General features: G+C 36.0%; 22 protein-coding genes. 6 read left to right on the forward strand and 16 right to left on the reverse strand.

From position 1 onward, the window contains the following. Positions 1 to 21 precede the first annotated feature (21 nt). From V7112_RS06555 to V7112_RS06575, 6 genes are all read right to left on the reverse strand, one after another. Positions 22 to 1,221: a CaiB/BaiF CoA transferase family protein gene (locus V7112_RS06555; protein ID WP_335416942.1), complete on the reverse strand. Its 1,200-nt coding sequence runs from the start codon at positions 1,219 to 1,221 to the stop codon at positions 22 to 24. Positions 1,222 to 1,646: 425 nt separating this feature from the next. Further along, the gene (locus V7112_RS23820; RefSeq protein ID WP_438823867.1) at positions 1,647 to 1,742 is read right to left on the reverse strand and encodes a glycerate kinase; all 96 of its coding nucleotides are present in this window, start codon (positions 1,740 to 1,742) and stop codon (positions 1,647 to 1,649) included. A gap of 119 nt (positions 1,743 to 1,861) precedes the next feature. After that, positions 1,862 to 2,845, reverse strand: a complete 984-nt coding sequence (locus V7112_RS06560) for a 2-hydroxyacid dehydrogenase (protein WP_335416944.1) — start codon at positions 2,843 to 2,845, stop codon at positions 1,862 to 1,864. Positions 2,846 to 2,904: 59 nt separating this feature from the next. Next, positions 2,905 to 3,801, reverse strand: coding sequence for a hydroxymethylglutaryl-CoA lyase (locus V7112_RS06565; RefSeq protein WP_335416946.1), 897 nt, complete (start codon positions 3,799 to 3,801; stop codon positions 2,905 to 2,907). Positions 3,802 to 3,817: 16 nt separating this feature from the next. Further along, positions 3,818 to 4,480, reverse strand: coding sequence for a GntR family transcriptional regulator (locus V7112_RS06570; protein ID WP_335416948.1), 663 nt, complete (start codon positions 4,478 to 4,480; stop codon positions 3,818 to 3,820). A gap of 296 nt (positions 4,481 to 4,776) precedes the next feature. Continuing rightward, a complete protein-coding gene (locus V7112_RS06575) occupies positions 4,777 to 5,229 on the reverse strand; it encodes an RrF2 family transcriptional regulator (protein WP_335416950.1) in 453 nt (150 codons plus the stop codon). A gap of 172 nt (positions 5,230 to 5,401) precedes the next feature. Here V7112_RS06575 and hmpA point away from each other — a divergent pair, with 172 nt between their 5' ends. Then, positions 5,402 to 6,622 carry an NO-inducible flavohemoprotein gene (gene hmpA / locus V7112_RS06580; RefSeq protein WP_335416953.1) on the forward strand — a complete coding sequence of 407 codons (1,221 nt, stop codon included), beginning with the start codon at positions 5,402 to 5,404 and terminating at the stop codon, positions 6,620 to 6,622. Between the two features lie 95 nt (positions 6,623 to 6,717). Here the strand turns inward: hmpA and V7112_RS06585 are convergent, their stop codons facing one another. Continuing rightward, positions 6,718 to 8,052, reverse strand: coding sequence for a uracil-xanthine permease family protein (locus V7112_RS06585; protein WP_335416955.1), 1,335 nt, complete (start codon positions 8,050 to 8,052; stop codon positions 6,718 to 6,720). A gap of 269 nt (positions 8,053 to 8,321) precedes the next feature. Here V7112_RS06585 and V7112_RS06590 point away from each other — a divergent pair, with 269 nt between their 5' ends. Further along, positions 8,322 to 9,299: an aromatic ring-hydroxylating dioxygenase subunit alpha gene (locus V7112_RS06590; RefSeq protein WP_335416957.1), complete on the forward strand. Its 978-nt coding sequence runs from the start codon at positions 8,322 to 8,324 to the stop codon at positions 9,297 to 9,299. A gap of 143 nt (positions 9,300 to 9,442) precedes the next feature. Here V7112_RS06590 and V7112_RS06595 read toward each other — a convergent pair whose 3' ends face one another. Next, positions 9,443 to 9,619, reverse strand: a complete 177-nt coding sequence (locus V7112_RS06595) for a hypothetical protein (protein WP_335416959.1) — start codon at positions 9,617 to 9,619, stop codon at positions 9,443 to 9,445. Between the two features lie 202 nt (positions 9,620 to 9,821). Between V7112_RS06595 and V7112_RS06600 the strand changes: the two genes are divergently transcribed. Further along, positions 9,822 to 11,072 (forward strand): MFS transporter, encoded by a 1,251-nt coding sequence (locus V7112_RS06600; protein WP_335416961.1) that lies wholly within the window; start codon positions 9,822 to 9,824, stop codon positions 11,070 to 11,072. A gap of 147 nt (positions 11,073 to 11,219) precedes the next feature. Further along, the gene (locus V7112_RS06605) at positions 11,220 to 11,792 is read left to right on the forward strand and encodes a DUF502 domain-containing protein (protein WP_335416963.1); all 573 of its coding nucleotides are present in this window, start codon (positions 11,220 to 11,222) and stop codon (positions 11,790 to 11,792) included. 91 nt (positions 11,793 to 11,883) lie between these two features. On the opposite strand, the gene V7112_RS06610 is transcribed toward V7112_RS06605, so the two are convergent. Then, entirely contained in the window at positions 11,884 to 12,456 is a 573-nt protein-coding gene (locus V7112_RS06610) for a GNAT family N-acetyltransferase (protein ID WP_335416964.1), read from the reverse strand. Positions 12,457 to 12,561: 105 nt separating this feature from the next. Here V7112_RS06610 and V7112_RS06615 point away from each other — a divergent pair, with 105 nt between their 5' ends. Beyond that, positions 12,562 to 12,777, forward strand: coding sequence for a hypothetical protein (locus tag V7112_RS06615; RefSeq protein WP_335416966.1), 216 nt, complete (start codon positions 12,562 to 12,564; stop codon positions 12,775 to 12,777). Positions 12,778 to 12,863: 86 nt separating this feature from the next. Here the strand turns inward: V7112_RS06615 and nadE are convergent, their stop codons facing one another. The 4 genes from nadE to V7112_RS06635 all read right to left on the reverse strand — a co-directional run bounded on the left by nadE (position 12,864) and on the right by V7112_RS06635 (position 16,297). Further along, positions 12,864 to 13,682: an ammonia-dependent NAD(+) synthetase gene (gene nadE, locus V7112_RS06620; RefSeq protein WP_335416968.1), complete on the reverse strand. Its 819-nt coding sequence runs from the start codon at positions 13,680 to 13,682 to the stop codon at positions 12,864 to 12,866. Between the two features lie 38 nt (positions 13,683 to 13,720). Further along, positions 13,721 to 15,196 carry a nicotinate phosphoribosyltransferase gene (locus tag V7112_RS06625; RefSeq protein ID WP_335416970.1) on the reverse strand — a complete coding sequence of 492 codons (1,476 nt, stop codon included), beginning with the start codon at positions 15,194 to 15,196 and terminating at the stop codon, positions 13,721 to 13,723. Positions 15,197 to 15,231: 35 nt separating this feature from the next. After that, entirely contained in the window at positions 15,232 to 15,780 is a 549-nt protein-coding gene (locus V7112_RS06630; RefSeq protein ID WP_335416971.1) for a cysteine hydrolase family protein, read from the reverse strand. A gap of 238 nt (positions 15,781 to 16,018) precedes the next feature. Next, positions 16,019 to 16,297: a DUF1292 domain-containing protein gene (locus tag V7112_RS06635; protein WP_335416973.1), complete on the reverse strand. Its 279-nt coding sequence runs from the start codon at positions 16,295 to 16,297 to the stop codon at positions 16,019 to 16,021. Between the two features lie 422 nt (positions 16,298 to 16,719). On the opposite strand from V7112_RS06635, the gene V7112_RS06640 reads away from it, so the two are divergent. Beyond that, on the forward strand, positions 16,720 to 17,601 hold the full coding sequence (locus V7112_RS06640; RefSeq protein WP_335416975.1) for a DMT family transporter: 882 nt from the start codon (positions 16,720 to 16,722) through the stop codon (positions 17,599 to 17,601). A gap of 38 nt (positions 17,602 to 17,639) precedes the next feature. Here V7112_RS06640 and V7112_RS06645 read toward each other — a convergent pair whose 3' ends face one another. The 3 genes from V7112_RS06645 to V7112_RS06655 all read right to left on the reverse strand — a co-directional run bounded on the left by V7112_RS06645 (position 17,640) and on the right by V7112_RS06655 (position 20,976). After that, the gene (locus tag V7112_RS06645) at positions 17,640 to 19,280 is read right to left on the reverse strand and encodes a long-chain-fatty-acid--CoA ligase (protein ID WP_438823868.1); all 1,641 of its coding nucleotides are present in this window, start codon (positions 19,278 to 19,280) and stop codon (positions 17,640 to 17,642) included. Positions 19,281 to 19,351: 71 nt separating this feature from the next. Next, positions 19,352 to 20,026, reverse strand: a complete 675-nt coding sequence (locus V7112_RS06650) for an N-acetylmuramoyl-L-alanine amidase (RefSeq protein WP_335416979.1) — start codon at positions 20,024 to 20,026, stop codon at positions 19,352 to 19,354. Between the two features lie 143 nt (positions 20,027 to 20,169). Further along, positions 20,170 to 20,976 (reverse strand): RDD family protein, encoded by an 807-nt coding sequence (locus tag V7112_RS06655; RefSeq protein ID WP_335416981.1) that lies wholly within the window; start codon positions 20,974 to 20,976, stop codon positions 20,170 to 20,172. Between the last annotated feature and the right edge of the window lie 226 nt (positions 20,977 to 21,202).

A 21,202-nucleotide genomic window follows, 5' to 3' on the forward strand; every position in this document is an offset into this window, starting at 1 on the left:
TTTTAATTGAATAGTAAACCTCTAGATAACACCTTTATTTGACATTTCCTCGATCATTGCATCTGATATGCCTATTTCCTTTAAAACTTCCACATTATGTTCGCCGATTTTTGGACCAAGCCAATTAATCTGTCCTGGTGTTTTGCTTAGTTTTGGTACTATGCCGGGTACCTTCATTTTCCCGATATCTTCATGCTCCATTTCAAGAATCATATCTCTTGCTTGATAATGAGGGTCGTTCACAATATCCTCAGCATTGTATATTGTTCCAGCAGGAATCGCATTTTCATTAAAGATATCAAGACATTCTTTAAGTATTTTTTGTCCAACCCATTCTGCTATCATTGATTCGATCATTTCCTGATGTTGAACTCTCAAATCATTTGTAAGGAATCTCTCGTCCCCTACAAGTTCGTCTCTTCCCAATACCTTTAATAATCTTTGGAAAATCTTATCACCATTGGCAGCTAACACTACATATTTTTCGTCTTTTGTTTTATAGACATTAGTCGGAACAATTCCAGGAAAAATAGATCCGGTTCGTTCTCGAATTACGCCTTTCTTGTCATATTCAGGCACTAGGCTTTCCATCAAGCTAAATATTGCTTCGTAAAGAGCGACATCAATTTCCTGACCGCCACCATTTTTAACATCACGATGATAAAGGGCCATTAAAATTCCAATAACTGAGTATAAAGAAGCAATTGAATCTCCAATACTCACACCTACCCTTACTGGAGGAAGATCTGGATACCCGGTTAAGTATCGCAATCCGCCCATTGCCTCGCCTACTGATCCGAAACCAGCACGATCACTATAAGGACCTGTTTGACCAAATCCGGAAATGTGACTTACAATGAGGTTCGGATTTAATTCCTCTAATATTTCAGGTGTTAAACCCCATTTTGCAATTGTACCTGGACGAAAATTTTCAACAAATACATCACATTCCTTCAATAAGCTCTTGATTACCTCTAATCCTTCTTCAGTACGAACATCAACTGTAATGCATTTCTTATTTCTAGACTGGACATACCACCATAGAGAAGTCCCATTATGCATGACTCTCCATTTTCTTAATGGATCTCCACTTTTAGGAAGCTCTACTTTGATAACCTCTGCACCAAACTCCGCTAAAATTCTTGTAGAAAATGGTCCAGCAATTAATGTACCCATCTCTAATACCTTGACACCCGATAATGGTAGATTGCTAGTATTCATAAGCCTTTGTATCTCCTTTCTATTGAAGCGCTTACATATGTATGAAAGTAAAATAACCAACTCCAATCAAATCATGAAAATTCTTAATAATGTATTCATTTCATGAATTGTATACAAAAATAGGTTAATTGGATTTTAACAATTCAGATAATTATTTTCAATCCTAATCTTTCGACAATTAAAGATAGAAAATTGTCTAATTATCTTATAAAAGAATTTATCGATTTGTTTGTAAAGGACGATAAAATATAGTTCGTGCCATTTGTTCAGCTTTTTGCTCAAGTAATGTAGGTGTTTTATTCATTCCATCTTTTAGTTCAATTTTGTGTACTCTATAACTTAATTTAGGTCAGATGAACTAACAACTTCGATGATACAAGTCTCGTTATCACCAAGTATCCCATACTCCGCTATAATGGAATTACCTAATGGTTCTCGAACAAATACATTATTTTTCTTCCAGATGTGGCATTGACTAAACTATCGACGGTTCCTTCTCCTCCATCTGCAATCGGAAACAAAACCGTTTCTGCAGATGGAAGATAATTATTAATTCCTTTTTCGATTGAATGGCGGCTTCCAAAGCTGTCACACTGCCTGAATCTGTTGCGATGACAATTTTAATAATTACCACCTATCTTTATATTTGCTTTATTATTTGATCAGGAACGATGTTAGGTGGAACCTTTCCTTTTAAACCTAAACGAAGGTTATGAGCAGCAAGTTCCCACATTTTCGTTCTTGTTTGAATACTTGCACTTCCAATATGAGGTAGTGCTACAACATTTGGTAATTGCAACAAAGGATGATCTATAGGCACAGGTTCTTGGTGAAATACATCTACGCCTGCAGCCCATATCTCTCCTTCTGACAAAGCTTCAAACAAATCTTTTTCATTGACAATGCCTCCTCTAGAAGTATTTATAAGAATAGCCGTTTTCTTCATTAATTTAAGTTCTTTTAAAGTTATGAGATTAACCGTTTCTTTTGTTAATGGAGTTAAAATACATACAAAGTCAGAGTTCTCGAGTAATTCCTCTTTACTAACAGATTGAGCTCCTAACTCTTTTTCCAATGAAGGTTTTGGAGTTCGATTATGGTATAAAAGGTTCATTTCAAATCCTTTTGCTCGTCTTGCTACAGCTGCTCCTATTTCACCAAGGCCAATGATTCCTAAGGTTTTAGAATGGATATCCATACCCGTCATAAACATTGGGGACCAAGTATGCCATTTACCTTCTCTCAAAACGTTAGAGGCTTCAATTAATCTTCTTGATGTAGCCATCATAAGAGCAAAGGTTAAGTCTGCAGTGGTCTCAGTTAATACACCTGGAGTATGTGTAACCATAATTTTCCTTGATGTAGACTCTGGAATATCAATATTGTTATAACCAACAGCTAGGTTACTAATGATTTGCAGCCTTTTTCCTTTTTCTAAAACTTCATGATCTATTTTTTCCGTTAATAAACAAAGTAGCCCGTCTTTGTCTTCGATCTTATCTAAAAGGAATTTTCTTGGGATTTGTTCTTCTTCAGAATCCCAAATTTCTACATCAAATTCTCCGTTCAGCAATTCTAAAACATGTTCAGGAGGCCTTCTAGTAATTAAAATTTTCTTTTTCAATTGGCTTCACTCTTTTCATTTTATTCAAAAACTCCTAGTGAACTAAGTTAATACACGAATCAACCGATTTTATTTAATGACCAAATCTTGCTATCTAGTTCTTTATTAAAAAATCTACTAAGTGTACGAGAGGTTTCTAACATTTTATTTGTGTTGATACCGTTTGCAATATTCATTTCGTTTAAGAGAAAAACCAAATCTTCAGTAGATATATTGCCAGTAGCACCAGGTGCATAAGGACACCCTCCTAACCCACCGATACTGCTATCAAATGCATACACTCCAGCCTGGATTCCGGCTACTACATTCGCTAACCCTCTTCCATACGTATCGTGGAAATGCAGTTCAAATTCAATTTCATTATAGTTCTCTTTAAGTATTGTCATCCAGTTAAACACCTGTAATGGATTAGCTACTCCAATTGTGTCACAAAGGCCAATTCGATTAAATCCAATCTCCTTCAGCGAACCAACTATTTCGATTACTCGATCTAGCCCAGGACTTCCCTCAAAAGGGCATCCAAATACAGTAGAGACTGATGCTCTATATTGGATTTTATCTTGTTTTGCATTTTGGACTAAAGTTGATAGTTCATCAATGGACTCTTTTGTTATCCGATTTAAATTCTTTTTACTATGTGAGTCAGTTGCTGAAAGGACAAACGTAACACCATCAATGCCACTTTTAACAGCTCTTTCATAACCCCTCTCATTGGGTACTAATGCAAAAAATGTAGCTGGTAGGTCTTTCACTTCGGCAATTACTTCCTCTGCATCTCGTAAATTCGGAATCCACTTCGTATGGACAAATGATGTAGCTTCAATTTCTTTAAATCCACTGTCCACTAGTTTCTTTATCAAATTAATCTTATTTTCAGTTTCCAAAAATGTCGGTTCATTTTGTAATCCATCTCGGGGTCCGATTTCAATTACTTTAACCTCATTTGGTATTTTCATCTCCTTATCCTCCTTTTTAACTATTGAAGTAGCGATTATCTTCAAGCTTTTCTAACATGTGTTCAAGGTCATGCAAAATATGTCGTTTCATTAATAATTCTGCTTTTTCGGATTCTTTATTTGATACGGCTTGATAAATTTCAAAATGCTCATTAATAAAATTCTCTCGGAATCCTACAAAGCTAGTTATTGTTCGATAACGTAAAATTTGAGTTCGAATATTCTCCATCATTTGGATGAGTGGTAAATTTTTACTTGATTCAATCAGTACATCGTGAAAAATTGTATTTTTTTCTAAGGTTTTTTTCATGTCATTTTCTGAATAATATTTTCTAGCTAGATAGATGCTTTCATCAATAAACAATAAGTCCTCCTTGGAAATGTTTTGAATGGACTCTCTTACTGCTAAGCCTTCAAGAACTGCCCTACAATTGTATAGATTAGTAATGATTTTTTTACTAAGCATCGTTACATGTGCACCCTGAGAAGGATATACTTTAACCAGATTCTCTTGATCCAATCTTCGAATCGCATCACGTATTGGTGTGCGACTTGTTTGTAAAAGTTTTGCAAGCTTGACTTCTTTTAATTTTTCACCTGGTTTTAGCTCACCATTTAAAATCATTTCTTTTAGCGATTGATAAGCTACTTCATTTAAATTTAGTTTCTTTTGCTCCATATATTGTCCCTCAACCTTTGTGTACATTTTATATTTTGTGTACAATACTAAGGTAAAAAGAATTTTCTGTCAATTAAATAAGTGGCTTTTTTTGTAAAAATTGTAGTTCCTTTGACCTCTAACTTACAAATTAGATATTTGAAAATAATGTATACATTAATAAGATTGTATACAATCTAAATAAATAATATGAATTATCTGAATAATTGTCAACTAGAAATTTTAATTTTTCCAAAATTAAAAAAGCATCAGAAATTAGATGCTTTTTTGAGATAACATTTTGGAATATGATTTTCTTAAGACTGTTCTTCATTTAGTACCTGAATTAGTCGTACAAGTTCACCTTTGTTTGTGACAAGATCCTCTAGCGTATATCCATATAACACATTAATGAAAGCCTGTAATGCTTCGTAGAGTGCATGCTTTAGTTTACAGGATGGTGAAATGGAGCAATAGCCTCCTCCTTCTTTGAAGCAATCAACGATATTGAAGTCGTCTTCTGTTTTGGACACGACTTCCCCAATATTAATATCCTTTGGATGCTTAGCCAGCCTAAATCCACCATTTCGTCCACGAATGGTTTTGATATATTCTAGTTTTCCTAAATGATGAATAATCTTCATTAAATGGTTTTTTGATATATTGTAAGCTTCTGCTATTTCTTGTATGGTACATAATTCTTCTTCATTTTTCATCGCTAAATACATTAAAACACGTAAGGAATAATCAGTGTAATTTGTTAACTTCATTTTAAAACTCCTTATATTGATGAGTCCCCTATAAGTATAGCACGTAAGACGATTTTTTACTGAAAATGTGACAACTTTTCAAAAGATGTATTCAAAGGGTATCTTTTATTTGCACTGTCATTATATTATAAACATGTATTTAAAATATTGGTTTTGGAAAGGACGTTATTGAATGCTTAGTCAAAAAACAATTGAAATTGTGAAAAGCACAGTACCAGTTCTAGAAAAATATGGAAAAGATATTACAACTGCATTTTACAAGCGTATGTTTACTAATAATCCGGAATTATTAAATATTTTTAACCATGCAAATCAAAGACAAGGTCGTCAACAAACTGCTTTAGCAAACGCTGTATACGCGGCAGCTGCTAATATTGATAATTTAGGTGCGATTATTCCAGTTGTAAAACAAATTGGACAAAAACACCGTGCATTAGGAATTCAACCTGAACATTATCCAATCGTCGGTGAAAATCTTCTAGGAGCCATTAAAGAAGTATTAGGCGATGCAGCAACTGATGAGATAATCAATGCATGGGCTGAAGCATACGGTGTGATTGCAGATGCATTCATCGGTATTGAACAAGAAATGTATAAAGAAGCAAAAGAACAACCTGGTGGCTGGGAAGGTTTCAGGAACTTTGTTGTAGAACGTAAGGTAAAAGAAAGTGAGGTCATTACTTCCTTCTATTTAAAACCTGAGGATGGAAAAGAAATTGCATCCTATCAAGCAGGTCAATACTTAACAGTTAAAGTTCAGCCTGAGGGTGATGAATATACACATATCAGACACTATAGCCTTTCAGATGCACCTGGTAAAGACTATTACAGAATTAGTGTAAAACGTGAAGAGCATGGTGTCGTTTCAAATTACTTGCATCAAGAAATGAATGAAGGCGATGTAATCACTGTAAGTGCTCCTGCCGGTGACTTCGTTCTTGAAGCAAAAGAAACTCCTGCTATTTTATTAAGTGGTGGTGTTGGATTAACACCAATGGTCAGCATGTTAAACACGATTGCTGAGCAACAGCCTGAGCGTGAAGTTATGTTCATACATGGGGCACTTAATAGTGAGGTTCACGCATTAAAAGATGAGGTTGCAGCACTTGCAGAAAAGCATGATAATGTGAAAAATTTTGTTGTTTATTCTGCTCCTACTGACCAAGACCGTCAGAACATGAATTTTGATAAGGAAGGCTTTATTGATCTTGATTGGTTAAAAGCAACTGTTGGAACAAAAGAAGCTGACTTCTACTTCTGTGGACCGGTACCATTTATGAAAATGATGTATCGCTCATTAAAAGAATGGGGAGTATCATCGGAACATATTCACTTTGAATTCTTTGGTCCTGCAAGTGAATTAGAAGAACCATCTGAAGCAGTAACTGCATAATCGAAAATGATCAAAGACTCTCAGTTTCAAGCATGAAATTGAGGGTCTTTTCATTTTAAAACCGCCACCTAGCTAATACTAGATGGCGGTTACGATTACGATAAGGATTCAGTTTTTGTTTTTTTCTTTTCTTCAGGTATGAGCAAGTTAAGGATTAACACTGCAATTGCCCCTACAGCAGTACCAGAAGAAAGAATGTAGTTAGCAAAATCAGGAACACTGTAAAGAATATCCTTTGGTAAAACAACTGTTCCAACTGTTAAAAGAATAGGAACACCGATAACAATCATATTGCGATCATCAATTGTAACATGTTGAATAACTTTTAGACCGTTCATTACGATTGCAACACAGACAACTCCAAAAATACCTTGAATTACAGGCTGAGGAATACAGGTAATAATTGCAGAAAGCTTTGGAATTAATCCAAGAACAATTAAGATAATCCCTGCTGCAATAATTGCCATACGACTAGCAACACCAGTAATCGCGAGAATACCGGCATTCGAAGAATAACCAGTCACTGGTGTTCCCCCTACTAAAGAACCTACAAAACAGCCAAGCCCCTCACCAACAGATCCACGATTCAAACGTCTGTCATCCAATTCTTCACCCGTAACTGTCGATACAACAAACCAAGTACCTGTTGTTTCAATTAAAATGATCATATAAATAAATACCATTGTTAGTATTGCTTGAAGATCAAAAACAGGTTGTCCAAATGGAAAGAAGCTTGGTAATGAAATCCACTTTGCATCATTTACAGCAGAAAAGTCTACACTTCCAAAGAATGATGCAGTGATTGTTCCGATTACAATCGCCAAAATAACAGAAACTAACCTAAAAAATGTACCAAATCCTGATTTTTTACGACCTAATAACATAAAAGCCAATAAAACCCCTGCTGAAACAGCAGCGACCAACACATTATGTCCGACATTTCCTGGAGAAGTGTAAATGCTATTGAACGCACTTGGCATTAATGAAATCCCCACAATAACAATTACTGTACCTCCTACCAATGGAGGTATAATTTTCCTAACTGTTTTTGCAAATACTTTTAATGGATAACCTAAAATTGCAATTAATAGAGCACCTGGTATTAAGCTTCCAAATACAGCTCCTAATCCAAGCTTACCACCGATTGCCGCAAGAGCGCCAATTGGTACATATGAAGGACCTTGAACTACAGGTAATTTTAAACCGCCGATTGTTTGGATGAGTGTAGCGATACCAGCCGCAAGAAAACACATTTGAATGAAATAAGTTGTATCCATTGTGTTTAATGCAAGCAGCCCCGCAATAATAATTGGCGCGATATAAAGATCCATTGCAAGTACGTGCTGAAAACCTAGTAAAAGAGACTTACCAACACTAATTTTGTCATTAACTCCAACAGTTAAGTTCGGATTTTGTGAATGATGTTCCACTACTATTCCTCCAATATTCTGAAATATACTATTTATAAATGGCTTCTTCAGAGAAATCTCTGGTTAATAATGTTTAATTAAGAAAAAATTAATATCACTATTAACATGTTGTATAACATATTTTGCATTATAAAGAAGGTTTTTTAAAATGTAAATACAAAATACGAATATTTTTTATTTAACCATAATAAATGTTCGGTTTTTATTGACTTTAGTAGATTTTCTATATAAAATTTAATGAGGAAACGAAGATACAAGGAGGATTGCTCATGTTAGTTGAAGACCAAGTATTAAGAGATCAATGGGTAGTTGCAGCAAGAGCTGAAACTATTAAAGAAGAGCCACAACAAGTGATTGTATTAGGTGAAAGAATCGTTTTATTTAGAACCGAAGAAGGAATTCATGCATTTAAAGACCTTTGTATACACCGTGGTGCTGCACTTTCACTAGGCTGTGTTAAGGATGGTCAGCTCGTTTGTCCATATCATGGTTGGGAATATAATGCTGAGGGAGATTGTACAAAAATTCCACAGTTACCTGAAGGAAGAAAGATCCCATTAAAAGCCAAGGCGATTAAATATTCTTGTCGAGAAGAATATGGTTACGTATGGGTGAATTTAAATAATAACAATCCAAAAATGTTTACATATCGCCCATTTCTTGATGAAGGCTATCACAATGTCTTATGGGGACAAACAGAAATCAATGCAAAGCCACCTAGGGTTGTTGAAAATTTCCTAGATGTTGGTCACCTTGCTTTTGTTCACGTAGGCTATTTGGGTGTTGAAGACAAACCTGTAATTAGTGATTATTATGTTCACCAGGATGAAGAGCGTATCTATTCTGATGAAATTGCGATCTTCCAACCAGATCCAGACGGAACTGGGGTTGCTAAGGACGTTTATTATACATACGAAATTTTCAATCCTCTTGTTGTTCAATTTACGAAGAGAGACCCAGATAATGATAATAAAATGTCAATTATACTTATGATTCAACCGGTTACCGAAGAAAAATCAATTGCTCATGGAATTATTTCTTTTAACTATGACACTGGAACGTCTGATGAAGAAACAGTAAAGTTCCAAGATATGATTTTTGCGCAGGACAAGCCAATTGTTGAAAATCAAAAGCCAGAAGATCTTCCATTGGATTTACAAGTAGAGCTTTCATTAAAATCAGACCGCATGAGTATCGCATATCGCCAGTATTTGAAAAAAATAGGTGTTACATTAGGAACAGCCTAACATTGAAAAAAGGTGCCAATCCCCTATTCTTGCGGGAATTGATTGGCACCTTTTTATATTCTAAATAAATTTTTAAATCTCATCACATTATAAAAAAAGGCAGCATCTCTTCCCTCTTTTGTATATCGATTTCTCTGTTGTCGTTAACACTCCATAAAAGCCAAGTCACATTCCCGTGATGGGCCATATCGTCTATAACATAGGTCATGTCTCATACAACATGAATCTACCATGTTTGTGGGTGGACCAGATCCACCACAGCCTGGGCCACACCATCTATAGCCAGGCATACAAAAACCTAACCCTCTTTTCTCGCTCATAACACTCCCCTCCTTTTCATTCGAACTATACTAATAAAATATGTAGTGATTTTATGAAAGGAAGGGCTATTGCCAAGGATTTCTTTAACACTATTAAAAAAGAATTGAAAAATCTGATAAAGGTTTGTTACTATAACATTATTATCATTGACCGATATCAAAGGCCCATTGCCTTTTTTTATAACTAAATAAGGAGATTTAAATGATGAGAAAATTTCATTATGCGTGGATTATTGTTTTTGTTACCTTCCTCGCATTCTTAGCTGTTCAAGGAGGTAGACTTGCGTTTGGTGCCTTCGTGGAGCCATGGGAACAGGACCTACATATGGACAGGGCAACAACTTCACTTATTTCGACAATAAGTTTTGTCATTTACGGGTTATCGCAGCCTTTTATTGGAAGATTAATAGACCGGTATGGTGCGCGCCTCATTTTATCAATTAGTACTTTTATTGTAGGCATTAGTTTCCTTTTAATCACTTTTGTTACACAAGCCTGGCAATTATTCATCCTCTATTCCCTAGTATCAGTTGGTGTTGGTGGCGCATCTAACGTTGCTGGCACGGTTCTTATTACCAATTGGTTTAATAAAAAACGTGGTCTTGCGTTGGGAATTATGGAAGCCGGCTTTGGGTTTGGACAAATGCTCCTTGTCCCAGGCTCCCTTATGTTAATTCAATGGTTTGATTGGAGAACAACGATTTTTATTTTAGGGGCCTTGTTAATTATCATTGTTTTCCCTGTCGTTCTTTTCTTTTTACGCAATCATCCGGATGAAAAAGCGCTGGAGCCTTTGGGCGGAAAACCGAATGAGGAAAATGAAGCTGAGAGAGAATCCGAAAATAAATCTGTTTCACTAAAAACTCTTTTTAAAATGCGTCAATTTTGGTTTTTAATGCTACCATTTGCTGTCTGTGGGTTTACAACAACTGGTTTGATGGATACGCATTTAATTCCTTTGTCCCATCACCATGGCTTTTCATCTACAGTGACGGGTACTGCAGTAAGTATTTTAGCAGCTTGTAATATTATAGGCATCTTGCTTTCTGGTATTATCATAGATTATTGGAGCAGCCGTAAGCTACTAGTGTTTATTTATTTTACCCGTGCTTTATCAATAGGCATTTTAGTATTCTCTCATAACACTATGTTGTTGTTGATATTTGCGGCCATTTTTGGATTCGTTGATTTTGCGACAGTAGCACCAACTCAACTATTGCTAACTCAATATTTTAAAAACTTTTCAATTGGGTTTATTGTTGGATTTTTGTCTCTTAGCCATCAAATAGGTTCCGCATTAGGTGCTTTTATCCCAGGATTTTTATTTAGTAAATATGGCAATTACGACTTATCTCTTTACATTTCAATCCTAATTGTTCTAGTTGCAGCGATTATGAATCTATTATTACCTGAACCGAATCAAATAAAGATGGTTGATAAAAGGGCGAGCTGAAAGATTTAAGCTTTGCCCTTTTTATTACTCCTAATTCCTATTAATAAAAAATAGAACCATTGTCATTTGAATTCTTGTTGGGCAATGGTGTAAAATCTTTAAGCAGCACAGACTTTTAGCTAATAGGGAAATAAGGAGAAATATGATATGAAAAGCGTTTTAAGAAATTTTATTAATGGAATCTTAACAATTGTTCCAATTATTTTAGTTGTGTATGTGGTTTTTAAAGTGTTTTTGTTTTTAGATGGAATTTTGGGGAACTTCCTCAAGCCTTATTTTAGAGAGGATTATATACCTGGAATTGGATTATTGCTTACGTTTGTTGTCATTACAATCTTAGGATGGTTATCAACGAGAGTATTTGCGGGGGCTATTTTTCGTTTAATTGACAGGTTGTTAGAAAAAATCCCGTTAATTAAAACCTTATACTCTGTTATCAAAGATACATTTAATTCATTTCTTGGAGAAAAGAAGTCCTTTTCAAAGGTTGCTCTTGTGACGATTCCTGGAACGGATGTAAAAGCTATTGGTTTTATTACGACTGAAGATGTGGAAAGTTTTTATGATCCATTGAAGGACTATGTGGCTGTTTATATTCAGCAAAGCTTCCAAATTGCCGGATTCACCTTCCTTATTCCGAAGGATGAAGTAGAAATTATTGATGTCAAACCTGAGGATGCAATGAAATTTATAGTATCTGGAGGGATGACATCTAAATAAAAGATATAAATTTACAATGATAGAAAAAGAATGTACAATTAGAAAATTTGTATGTTCTTTTTATTAGTTTACATAATGATATTACATTAAACTACAGATGCTTTTCATAACATGCACATTCATGTACTCTATTAAACTTGTCTTTTATCATTTTACGGTCCTTACCTACATAATGTGCAAAGGTATAGACTGGTTTTAGGTCAGAAATTTTACTCTCAAGATCTTCACTCCCCTCCAGGTATACATGCAAATAGGAATCTACCTTCAGGAAGCCTCTTTTTTCGTACCAATTTTGGACCCATTTGTCATCTCTTGTCCACGCTTCAAATCGATTTAAATTCTTTGTTCTTGCTATTTGCTCTGCCTTTCTGAGCAACTGTCCGCCTATTCCCTCCCTCCTATAATCAGGATGAACTGCAATATGCCATATCATGCCGCCAAGTCCACTACCTCGTGAGCAAACTGTTCTTTCCTCAATTTCATATTCAATGTCCAATAATCCTACAACAAGGCCATTTTCAACCGCTACTAATTCGATTGATGGATTTTCGTATTTTTCTTTTTCCCGTAGTACATTATCAAAATACGCTGTGTCTAAAAATGATAACACCCTGCAGCGCACCCAACTAACTTCGTCAGTACTCTTGTATTCTCTTATATCCATTGCCTTCCCCTCCTAATAAAATTTTATGAACCAAAAAAAATTTCACACATATATTATCGAGTAAATATTTGGGCTCTTATTATGAATTTTTATGAGGTGATACACATGTATGTTGTTCATTACTTTGAAAACAAAAATCTCTTATTAACACAGCTGGTGCAAAATGTACCTTCCGTTGATGAAGTGGTCAAAATAAAAGGACGAAAAGGCAAAGTTACCAAAATAACGGATATCGACGAAAGAAATGTCCATGTCCAGATTGAGCTAGAACGTATTGTGAAAAAGAAAGCTGTAGATGATTCAAAAAAGAGACGAAGATAAACCACACTGAAACGCATATTTTTAAAGCTGAGTTCTTATCTTTCAACAAAAAAGCCTGTTCCTACTATTCAGAAACAGGCCTATTACTATTTCCACCACTCATCGAACATGCTTGCTGGCATATGTCGTTTGTGTTTGGATATTTGATAACGTTTTTCAATTTTATCCGCTTCTTCTTTTGGTACTGCTTTTCCTTCCAAATAATCATCTAGAAGATCATAACTGATTCCTAGCTCGGTTTCATCAGCTTGCAATGGTTTTACATCTAATAAATCGGCTGTTGGAACCTTTAAATACAGACGTTCCTCTGCACCTAATTCCTTCAAAAGGGCGCGTCCTTGTCGTTTGGTTAGCCCAGTTAATGGCATTAAGTCGGCTCCGCCGTCCCCAAATTTCGTAAAGAAACCTGTGATTGCTTCAGCGGCATGGTCTGTTCCAACCACTAATAAATTATGCATTCCTCCAACCGCATATTGCACAATCATTCTTTCTCTTGCCTTTACATTTCCTTTATTAAAATCACTAATTTCTTCGGAAGTCGATTGCTTGTACTCAGTCACAAACGCATCAACTGTTGTAGCAATATCAAAGGTTATCGCTTTATCTGGCTTGATAAATGATAATGCTGCCTTGGCATCATCTTCATCCTTTTGAAAACGATATGGCAAACGAACAGCAATAAAGGTCGCATCCTGCCCCTCGTTTCGAAGTTCTTCAACCGCCAATTGGCAAAGCTTTCCCGCTAATGTTGAATCCTGACCACCACTAATGCCCAACACAAATCCATTCGTCTTACTTTTTAACAGATAATCTTTTAAAAAATGAACCCTGCGTTTAATTTCTTCTTTTGGATCAATAGTGGGTTTAACATGTAATTCTTTCATAATCTGTTGCTGAATACTCATGAAAGTTCCCTCCATTAAAGTTGTTTCGCAACAAACTTTTATCCATTAATCTTCCCAATCATTTCTTCAATATTTTCCTTTACTTCTTCAATTCGTTTCATTTTATTATTCCAGCATTCCTGACTTAAGTCGACTGGATATTCCTCTGGCATCGTCGTACGCTTATACTCATCCCAAAGCAGTTCTAGGTTTTCATTCAAAAACGCACGAATCTCTTGTAAAGTCGGAATCTCATATACAAGCTTTCCATTATCAAATATCGTATGCTGCAATTCTCTTGCTTCAAAATTCGTAACAAATTTACTTATAAAGGTATGAACCGGATGGAACATTTTCAGTCTTTTCTCATTTTGCGGATCTTCGTGCTCGAGTGTAATATAATCACCTTCGGATTTCTGACTATTTTTATTGATTATTCTATACACCCGCTTTAATCCCGGTGTTGAAACCTTTTCAGGATTACCGCTTATTTTTATAGTGTCTACCATATCTCCATTTTTATCTTCAACTGATACAAGTTTATACACTGCACCTAATGCTGGTTGGTCATAGGCTGTAATAAGCTTGGTGCCGATGCCCCATGAGTCAATTTTTGCCCCTTGTGATTTTAGGTTGATAATCGTATGTTCATCAAGATCATTTGATGCGACGATTTTAGCGTCTTTAAATCCAGCCTCATCCAGCATTTTTCGTGCTTCTTTTGACAAATAGGACAGGTCACCGCTATCTAAGCGAATTCCAATAAAATTAATATTGTCTCCTTCTTCCTTCGCAACTTTAATTGCATTCGGAACACCGGATTTCAATGTATCATATGTATCCACGAGAAAAACGCAATCTTTATGAGTCTTTGCATAATGCTTAAATGCTTGGTACTCGTCCCTATATGCTTGTACTAATGAATGTGCATGTGTGCCTGAAATAGGAATATCAAATAATTTGCCAGCACGAACATTCGAGGTTGAATCAAATCCAGCAATATAGGCAGCTCTAGTTCCCCAAATAGCTGCATCCATTTCTTGAGCACGTCTTGTACCGAATTCCATTGCGGTTTGGTCACCAACAACTTGCTTAATTCGTGAGGCCTTTGTCGCAATCAGAGTTTGGTAATTGATAATGTTTAAAATGGGGGTTTCTAATAAGACTACTTCACAAATTGGACCTTCAATACGAAGAAGAGGCTCATTAGCAAAAACGATTTCTCCTTCCTTCATCGAGCGAAGCGTACCTGTAAATCGAAGATCCCTAAGATAGTCAAGAAAATCCTCCTTATATCCCTCTTCCATTAAATAGGAAATATCTGTTTCACTGAATGAGAAGTTTTCAAGAAAGTGAATCACCCTCTCAAGTCCTGCATAAACAGCATATCCATTTCCAAAAGGTAGTTTCCTAAAATTCAACTCAAATACGGCTTTTCGGTTATGTAATCCTTCACGCCAATAAATTTCTGCCATGTTGATTTGATATAAATCTGTATGTAGTGCAATGCTGTCATCGTTATAATGTTTATTCATCCAAAATTACCTCCAAAAATACGTGCGATAAGTCTTTAGCGAACTTCTGCGCCGATTGAATCCTTAAAATGTCCGAGTGCCCACTCATGTCCTGCCTGGTTAAAACTTGCCACAGCAGAACTGTGAATAACAATTTTAAATCCACGGTTATACGCGTCAACAGCTGTATGAAGGACACAAATATCGGTACAAACACCAACTATATGGACCTCAGTGATACCACGTTCACGCAATTTTATTTCGAGATCCGTGCCTGCAAAAGCAGAATATCTTGTTTTATCCATCCAATTTACATTTGGATTTTCTTGTTGCTCATTGAACACTCTTTGCAAATCCCCATAGAGCAATCTACCTGATGTGTCCTCAATATTATGAGGTGGAAACAATTTAGTTTCAGGATGTAATTCATCGCCTTCTTTATGAAGATCAATTGCAAATACAACAAAATCCCCATTTGAAATAAATTCTTCCGTAATGCGAACAATATCCTTTTCAATTTCTTGACCAGGTTCCCCACAAGTTAATGCTCCGTCACTAGCAACAAAATCATTTGTATAATCTACATTTAACAATGCTTTTTTCATACTTTTTTCCTCCTCTTTAATATAAACATTCTGATGCTTTCATATCAAAAAGATAAGTTTAAATCAGGTTGATGGTTCCTCTAGTGGAAAATTTTATTAGGCTATAACGTTTATTTTATATGAATTTAGTTTGTTTTTGAATAGAATTGAACTATTTTGTAAAATCATAAGGGATAATGGAAGAAAAAAAGAGGTTTAATGAAAAGAAGCCCTAACGTCTTAACGTAGGGCTCTCGTATTATTCTTCGTCTAATTCCTCATCGAAAATTTCGTCAAAGGCTGCGGATACTTTTTCAAATTCTTCATCACTTTCAATTGCTGAAAAATCTCCTTCTTCATCAATTTTTAGAAAGAAAATATCGATATCCTCCTCGGTTTCCTCTTCTAAATCTTCAAGAAAGCCCACTGCTGCATATTCAATCCCTTCAATCGTTACGACTCCAAGTACCTCAACTTCTTGGTCTTCACCTGTTTCGTCACTAATTGAAAAAATTTCTCCAACTTTTACTTTTTCCATGCCATTTTCCTCCCCAAATGAATTTTGTTCTAGTTTATCTTTCCAGTGTACAGTTTAAAACATACCTTGTACACATGATATTTCTCGGGTTAGTAAACAATAATCCCGTGGGAGTATTTTCTCACTAAAAATCAATGTGGAGGGATATACATTGAGTATTCTATTTCGCTTATTCCCAGAGTTGTATTATACGTTCGTAAAACTTACGATTTTCATGAGAAGGTTAATTTTTAGACTTCAATATTTATTACGAATCCCAGCTCTTGCGTAGAAGGATATTCAATTAGTATCGTAAATTCTCATTGATGTATGAAAAAAGGTAAGCACATTGTAGCTTGCCTTTTTCTTTACAATTTGGTTGAAATTCGTATATTTGTAACTTGAATTTATGATATGATAAGGAAAAAAGTGGGAGTAGTTAAATGAATCCTTTCCTCCTCAGTTTACTTGTTTTGGCCACTACTGCGTTAATGGGATCATCTTTTGCGGTTGGGAAAATCGGGTTGGAATATGTATCGCCACTTCTTCTGGTTGGATTACGTTTTACAATTGCAGGTATTCTGATGGCTTTATTTATAAGGAACAAACCACATCCAAAACAACTTCTAGATTGGGTACGCATTTTTACAATCGGATTTTTTCAAACAGCAGGTGTGATGGGCTGTATCTTCTTAAGCCTACGGACGATAACTGCAGGTGAGTCTTCTATCCTCACATTTAGCAACCCTTTACTCGTTGTTATTTTAAGTACGGTCTTTCTTGGCATTCGCTATCGTATCTTTCATTGGATTGGGGTAATCGTTGGATTCGTAGGTGTATTCATCACTCTTGGTTTTCATCTTAATCTAGAAATTGGAATCATACTAGGTTTAGGATCATCAATATCCTGGTCCATTGGTACAGTATTAATTAAAAAATGGGGCCAACGTTTTAATATTTGGGTATTAACTGCATATCAAATGCTTTTTGGTGGCATTCTTCTCCTATTAATGAGCTTTACCCTTGAGTCACCTGCCATAACAATTACTGCTACTTCCATATTTATCATTTTATGGCTTGCAATCATGGCATCAATTGTTCAATTTGCTATATGGTTTTATTTAATTAATACTGGTGATCCTGGGAAAACTTCTGCATTCTTATTTCTTGCGCCATTCTTTGGGGTTCTTACAGGATGGGTGCTATTAAAAGAGGTTGTTGAATGGTTTGTTTATGCAGGAGCCTTGTTCATTTTTATAGGTATCTTTTTAGTAAATTGGACATTCGCAAAAAGTAAAAATATTGAGAATAGGCTTGGTGCCTAAAGAAACCCCAACTCCGTTAATAGGACTTGGGGTTTCTCTTAGTTAATAAATTTTTCTTTTTCCTGCCAGTATTCTTTACGCAGGTGTACTTTTTGAATTTTTCCGGATGCAGTTTTCGGTAGTTCGGTTTTAAAGGTAACCTTTGTTGGTGCTTTAAAATGCGCGAGACGGGTCCGTGAGAATGCGATTAGCTCCTCTTCAGTTACATCATGTCCCTCTCGTTTGACTACTATCGCTTGTGGAGTCTCTCCCCATTTTTCATGAGGAATGGAAATGACCGCAACCTCTAAAACAGCAGGATGATCGTATAAAGCGCTTTCGACCTCAATCGAAGAGATGTTTTCCCCACCACTGATAATAATGTCTTTTTTACGATCTGCGATTTCAATATTCCCATTTACATCTATAAACGCCATATCACCAGTATGATAATAACCATTTCGAATTACTTCGTCCGTACCTTCCTTATTGTTCAAATATCCTTCCATCACTGTGTTACTGCGTACAATGACTTCACCAATTTCTTTCCCATCCTGGGCTACATCTTCACCAAATTCATTGACAACACGGACCTCTGCCCCAATATATTCATATCCGGCTTTTGCTTTTAAGCGATATTTTTCTTCTTTTGAAACATCGTACTGTGTATCTCGAATGATAGAGGTAGTGATAAGCGGTGAGGCCTCTGTCATGCCATATACTTGGATAAATTCCCACTGAAGCTCCTCTTCAACTCGTTTTACAAATGCCGGTGGAGGTGCAGAGCCAGCAACGACAATTCGAATATCTTGTTCTTGTTTTCTAAACCCACTTGTTGCTGCATATTGCAATAAAGTATTTAGAACAGTCGGAGCCATATGCATAATCGTAACTTTATATGAATCAATTTTTCTAAAAATCTCCTCAGGCTTTACCTTTCGCAAGCAAACCTGTGTGCTTCCATTAGCCGTGTAGTAAAAAGGTGAACCCCAGCCATTGACATGAAACATTGGTAAAATATGAAGTAGTGTATCACGGTCTGATACACGAAGGTGATGCATGGTTGTTAATGCATGGAGGTAATTGCTGCGATGTGAGAGCATAACACCCTTGGGTTTTCCTGTAGTTCCACTTGTATATAATAGTGTTGCAATGTCGTTTTCATCCATCTCTGCGCGTTCGATTGGAGCTTTTTCAAAACGTGAGAGCCATTCCTCATAGGACAGCGTCCATTCTGTGTCATCCTCTCGACCATGGACAATAATTTTTTCAACCGTGTTTAGTTTTTCCCGAATCGGTTCAATGAGTCCTACAAGCTCATAGTCTACAAACAAAACCTTCGTTTCACTGTGGTTTAATATGTATTCATAATCTGATGGGATTAACCTTGTGTTTAATGGAACAATAATGGCACCGATTTGAAAGACTCCATAAAAACCTTCAAACATTTCAGACGAGTTCGGAGCTAAATAAGCGACGCGATCTCCTTTTTTAACACCCAGATGGCTTAATCCTCGTGAAAGCTGATTCACTCTTTCGTTTACTTCTGCATACGTAAAGCTTTTGTCATCATCAATTAAAGCCGTTTTTTCTCCATAAAGTTTGACCGCTCGATCTAAAAATTGAGATAAAAGCAAAGGAACGTACAAATTGTTTTCCCCCTTTTTTAGGTATAAAACGAAGCATGTAAACAACTTCATTATAAGAAAAATTCGGAATATTTTCAAACTATTTTAAAATAAAAAACCTTATCACAAAGATAAGGTTTCGCTTAAAATCCGATTCTTGACCAATCAAATAGTTTGCCAGGGTCTGTTTTTCTACCTGGTGCATATTCATCATGTCCAATCACATGTCGCCTGTCTCGTAGAATGGATGGATTTCTTTTCAAAATATTATCGACTAACAACTGCAATGATTGAAATTGGGCATCTGTGTACCCTGCAAGTGTAGGATCGATTTGGTTGTATACACCTTCATCGATAATCGCTGTCATCTCTTCTTTTGTTCCCATTGCGATAAGCTCAATCCCAATCGAATACTGATTCATTTTGTTTTCGTATTCAGGAAAATCAGGCAAGCTTCCTTTTCCAGCATGATAAGCCACCCTATCCTCTGGAACAAGACTATAAATTTCTCCCTCGCGATCAATCAGATAGTGTACCGAAAGGCCGTATTCCCCAAATATTGAATATACATCCTCTACATTATATGGATCCTCAGGTTTGAGTGCTGCGTTGCTAATAAAATGGATCATCACATGTGTAATTTCGTTTATGCGTTTTTCGGAATTGTCAAGAGGTAAAGGTTTATTGGTTGTAGCAATGATTTCTTCTGTGGCCATGTCTACCTCCGTAATCTCGACTTTTACTTCCTTGGCTTGTGCTGAACAGCCGAACAATAGAGTTGTAAGTGTACAGCCGATACAAATTCTCTTCCAGTCCATGTTTCCTAATCTCCTGTTTCCGACTTTATCCTAGCTTTTGTAGATAATAGTACCTATATGTATTGCAATTGCTGGTCTCATATAGTGTTCTTCGGGATTAATTATACATTGTAATTATCAGGATGTCAGTCTAAAGTAGGAGTTTAGAGTTCAAATTCCCATTCGTCACGTAAAATCAAATATAGTACTAATAGCTCATTTTCTAGTTGTTCATATGTTTTACCTGCTACATCGATTCCTACCTTTGGAAACAAAATATCTGCAATTTGTTTCGTTCTTCTGTCTTTCACGTCATCCTTCAATTGTAAAAAACGATTGCAATAGGTTTGCAGAAGCTTCCATTCCTTGTTACCAAATGACTTTAATGCCCATTGATCAATGGTAAGAGAATTTTTTGTCAGCCCGCGTCTTAGAATTTCCTTTTCTAGTGGGCTTTCTTTTTTCATTTTTTTCGCTCGCCTTTCATGTATGACTATGGTACCTGCAACTAAGTCACCAAGTCGCTTATGTTTAGGATGAAAGAAGACCATGATCATTCCTAAAAAATAGGATGCTGGTAAAGAATCGATGATGCGTAAAAAATTACGGATAAAGCTTGATAATAACGTAATACTATGTCCGTTTTCTTGAATTACACGAATACCTACTACTTTTTTTCCAATTGTTTTGCCCCCAGCAAAAAATTCAAACAAAAAATAATAACCCCAATTTAATACGAACAAAACAATTATGGCAATGGCAACTGGTCCAGAAAAAAATGATTCTTCTAGCATCCAAAAATCGGAGCCTCCGTGCAAAATAAGTAAAAGGGCTAGTAAAATGAATAAACTGGTAATTGACAATATGAATGTATCAAGTAAGAAAGCAGCTGCTCGGCTTCCTACCCCTGCTAACTGAAATTGGATAGAAACAAACTCCGGTGTTTTTATATTGGTTTGTTCTTGATTCAAAAAGGCCCCCCCTTTTCTGGCTGAATAAAGTTAAAAGCCTCCGGCTGATGCCACGATTTTTCAAAGGTAACTTTTCAGCATTAACTGGCACTAAGCCTAAGCCCTCACAGAGGACAATGGCCAGTAAAAGCCAGATAAAGTGAACGAAGACTAAGAACGCCACGTCGTGTGGCAACGTCTTCGTGACCCACATCCTGTGGGCCTCAACTAACAATCTGTGGATAAA

The organism is Bacillus sp. JJ1566 (assembly GCF_036962685.1).
GTDB lineage: Bacteria > Bacillota > Bacilli > Bacillales > Bacillaceae_L > Ferdinandcohnia.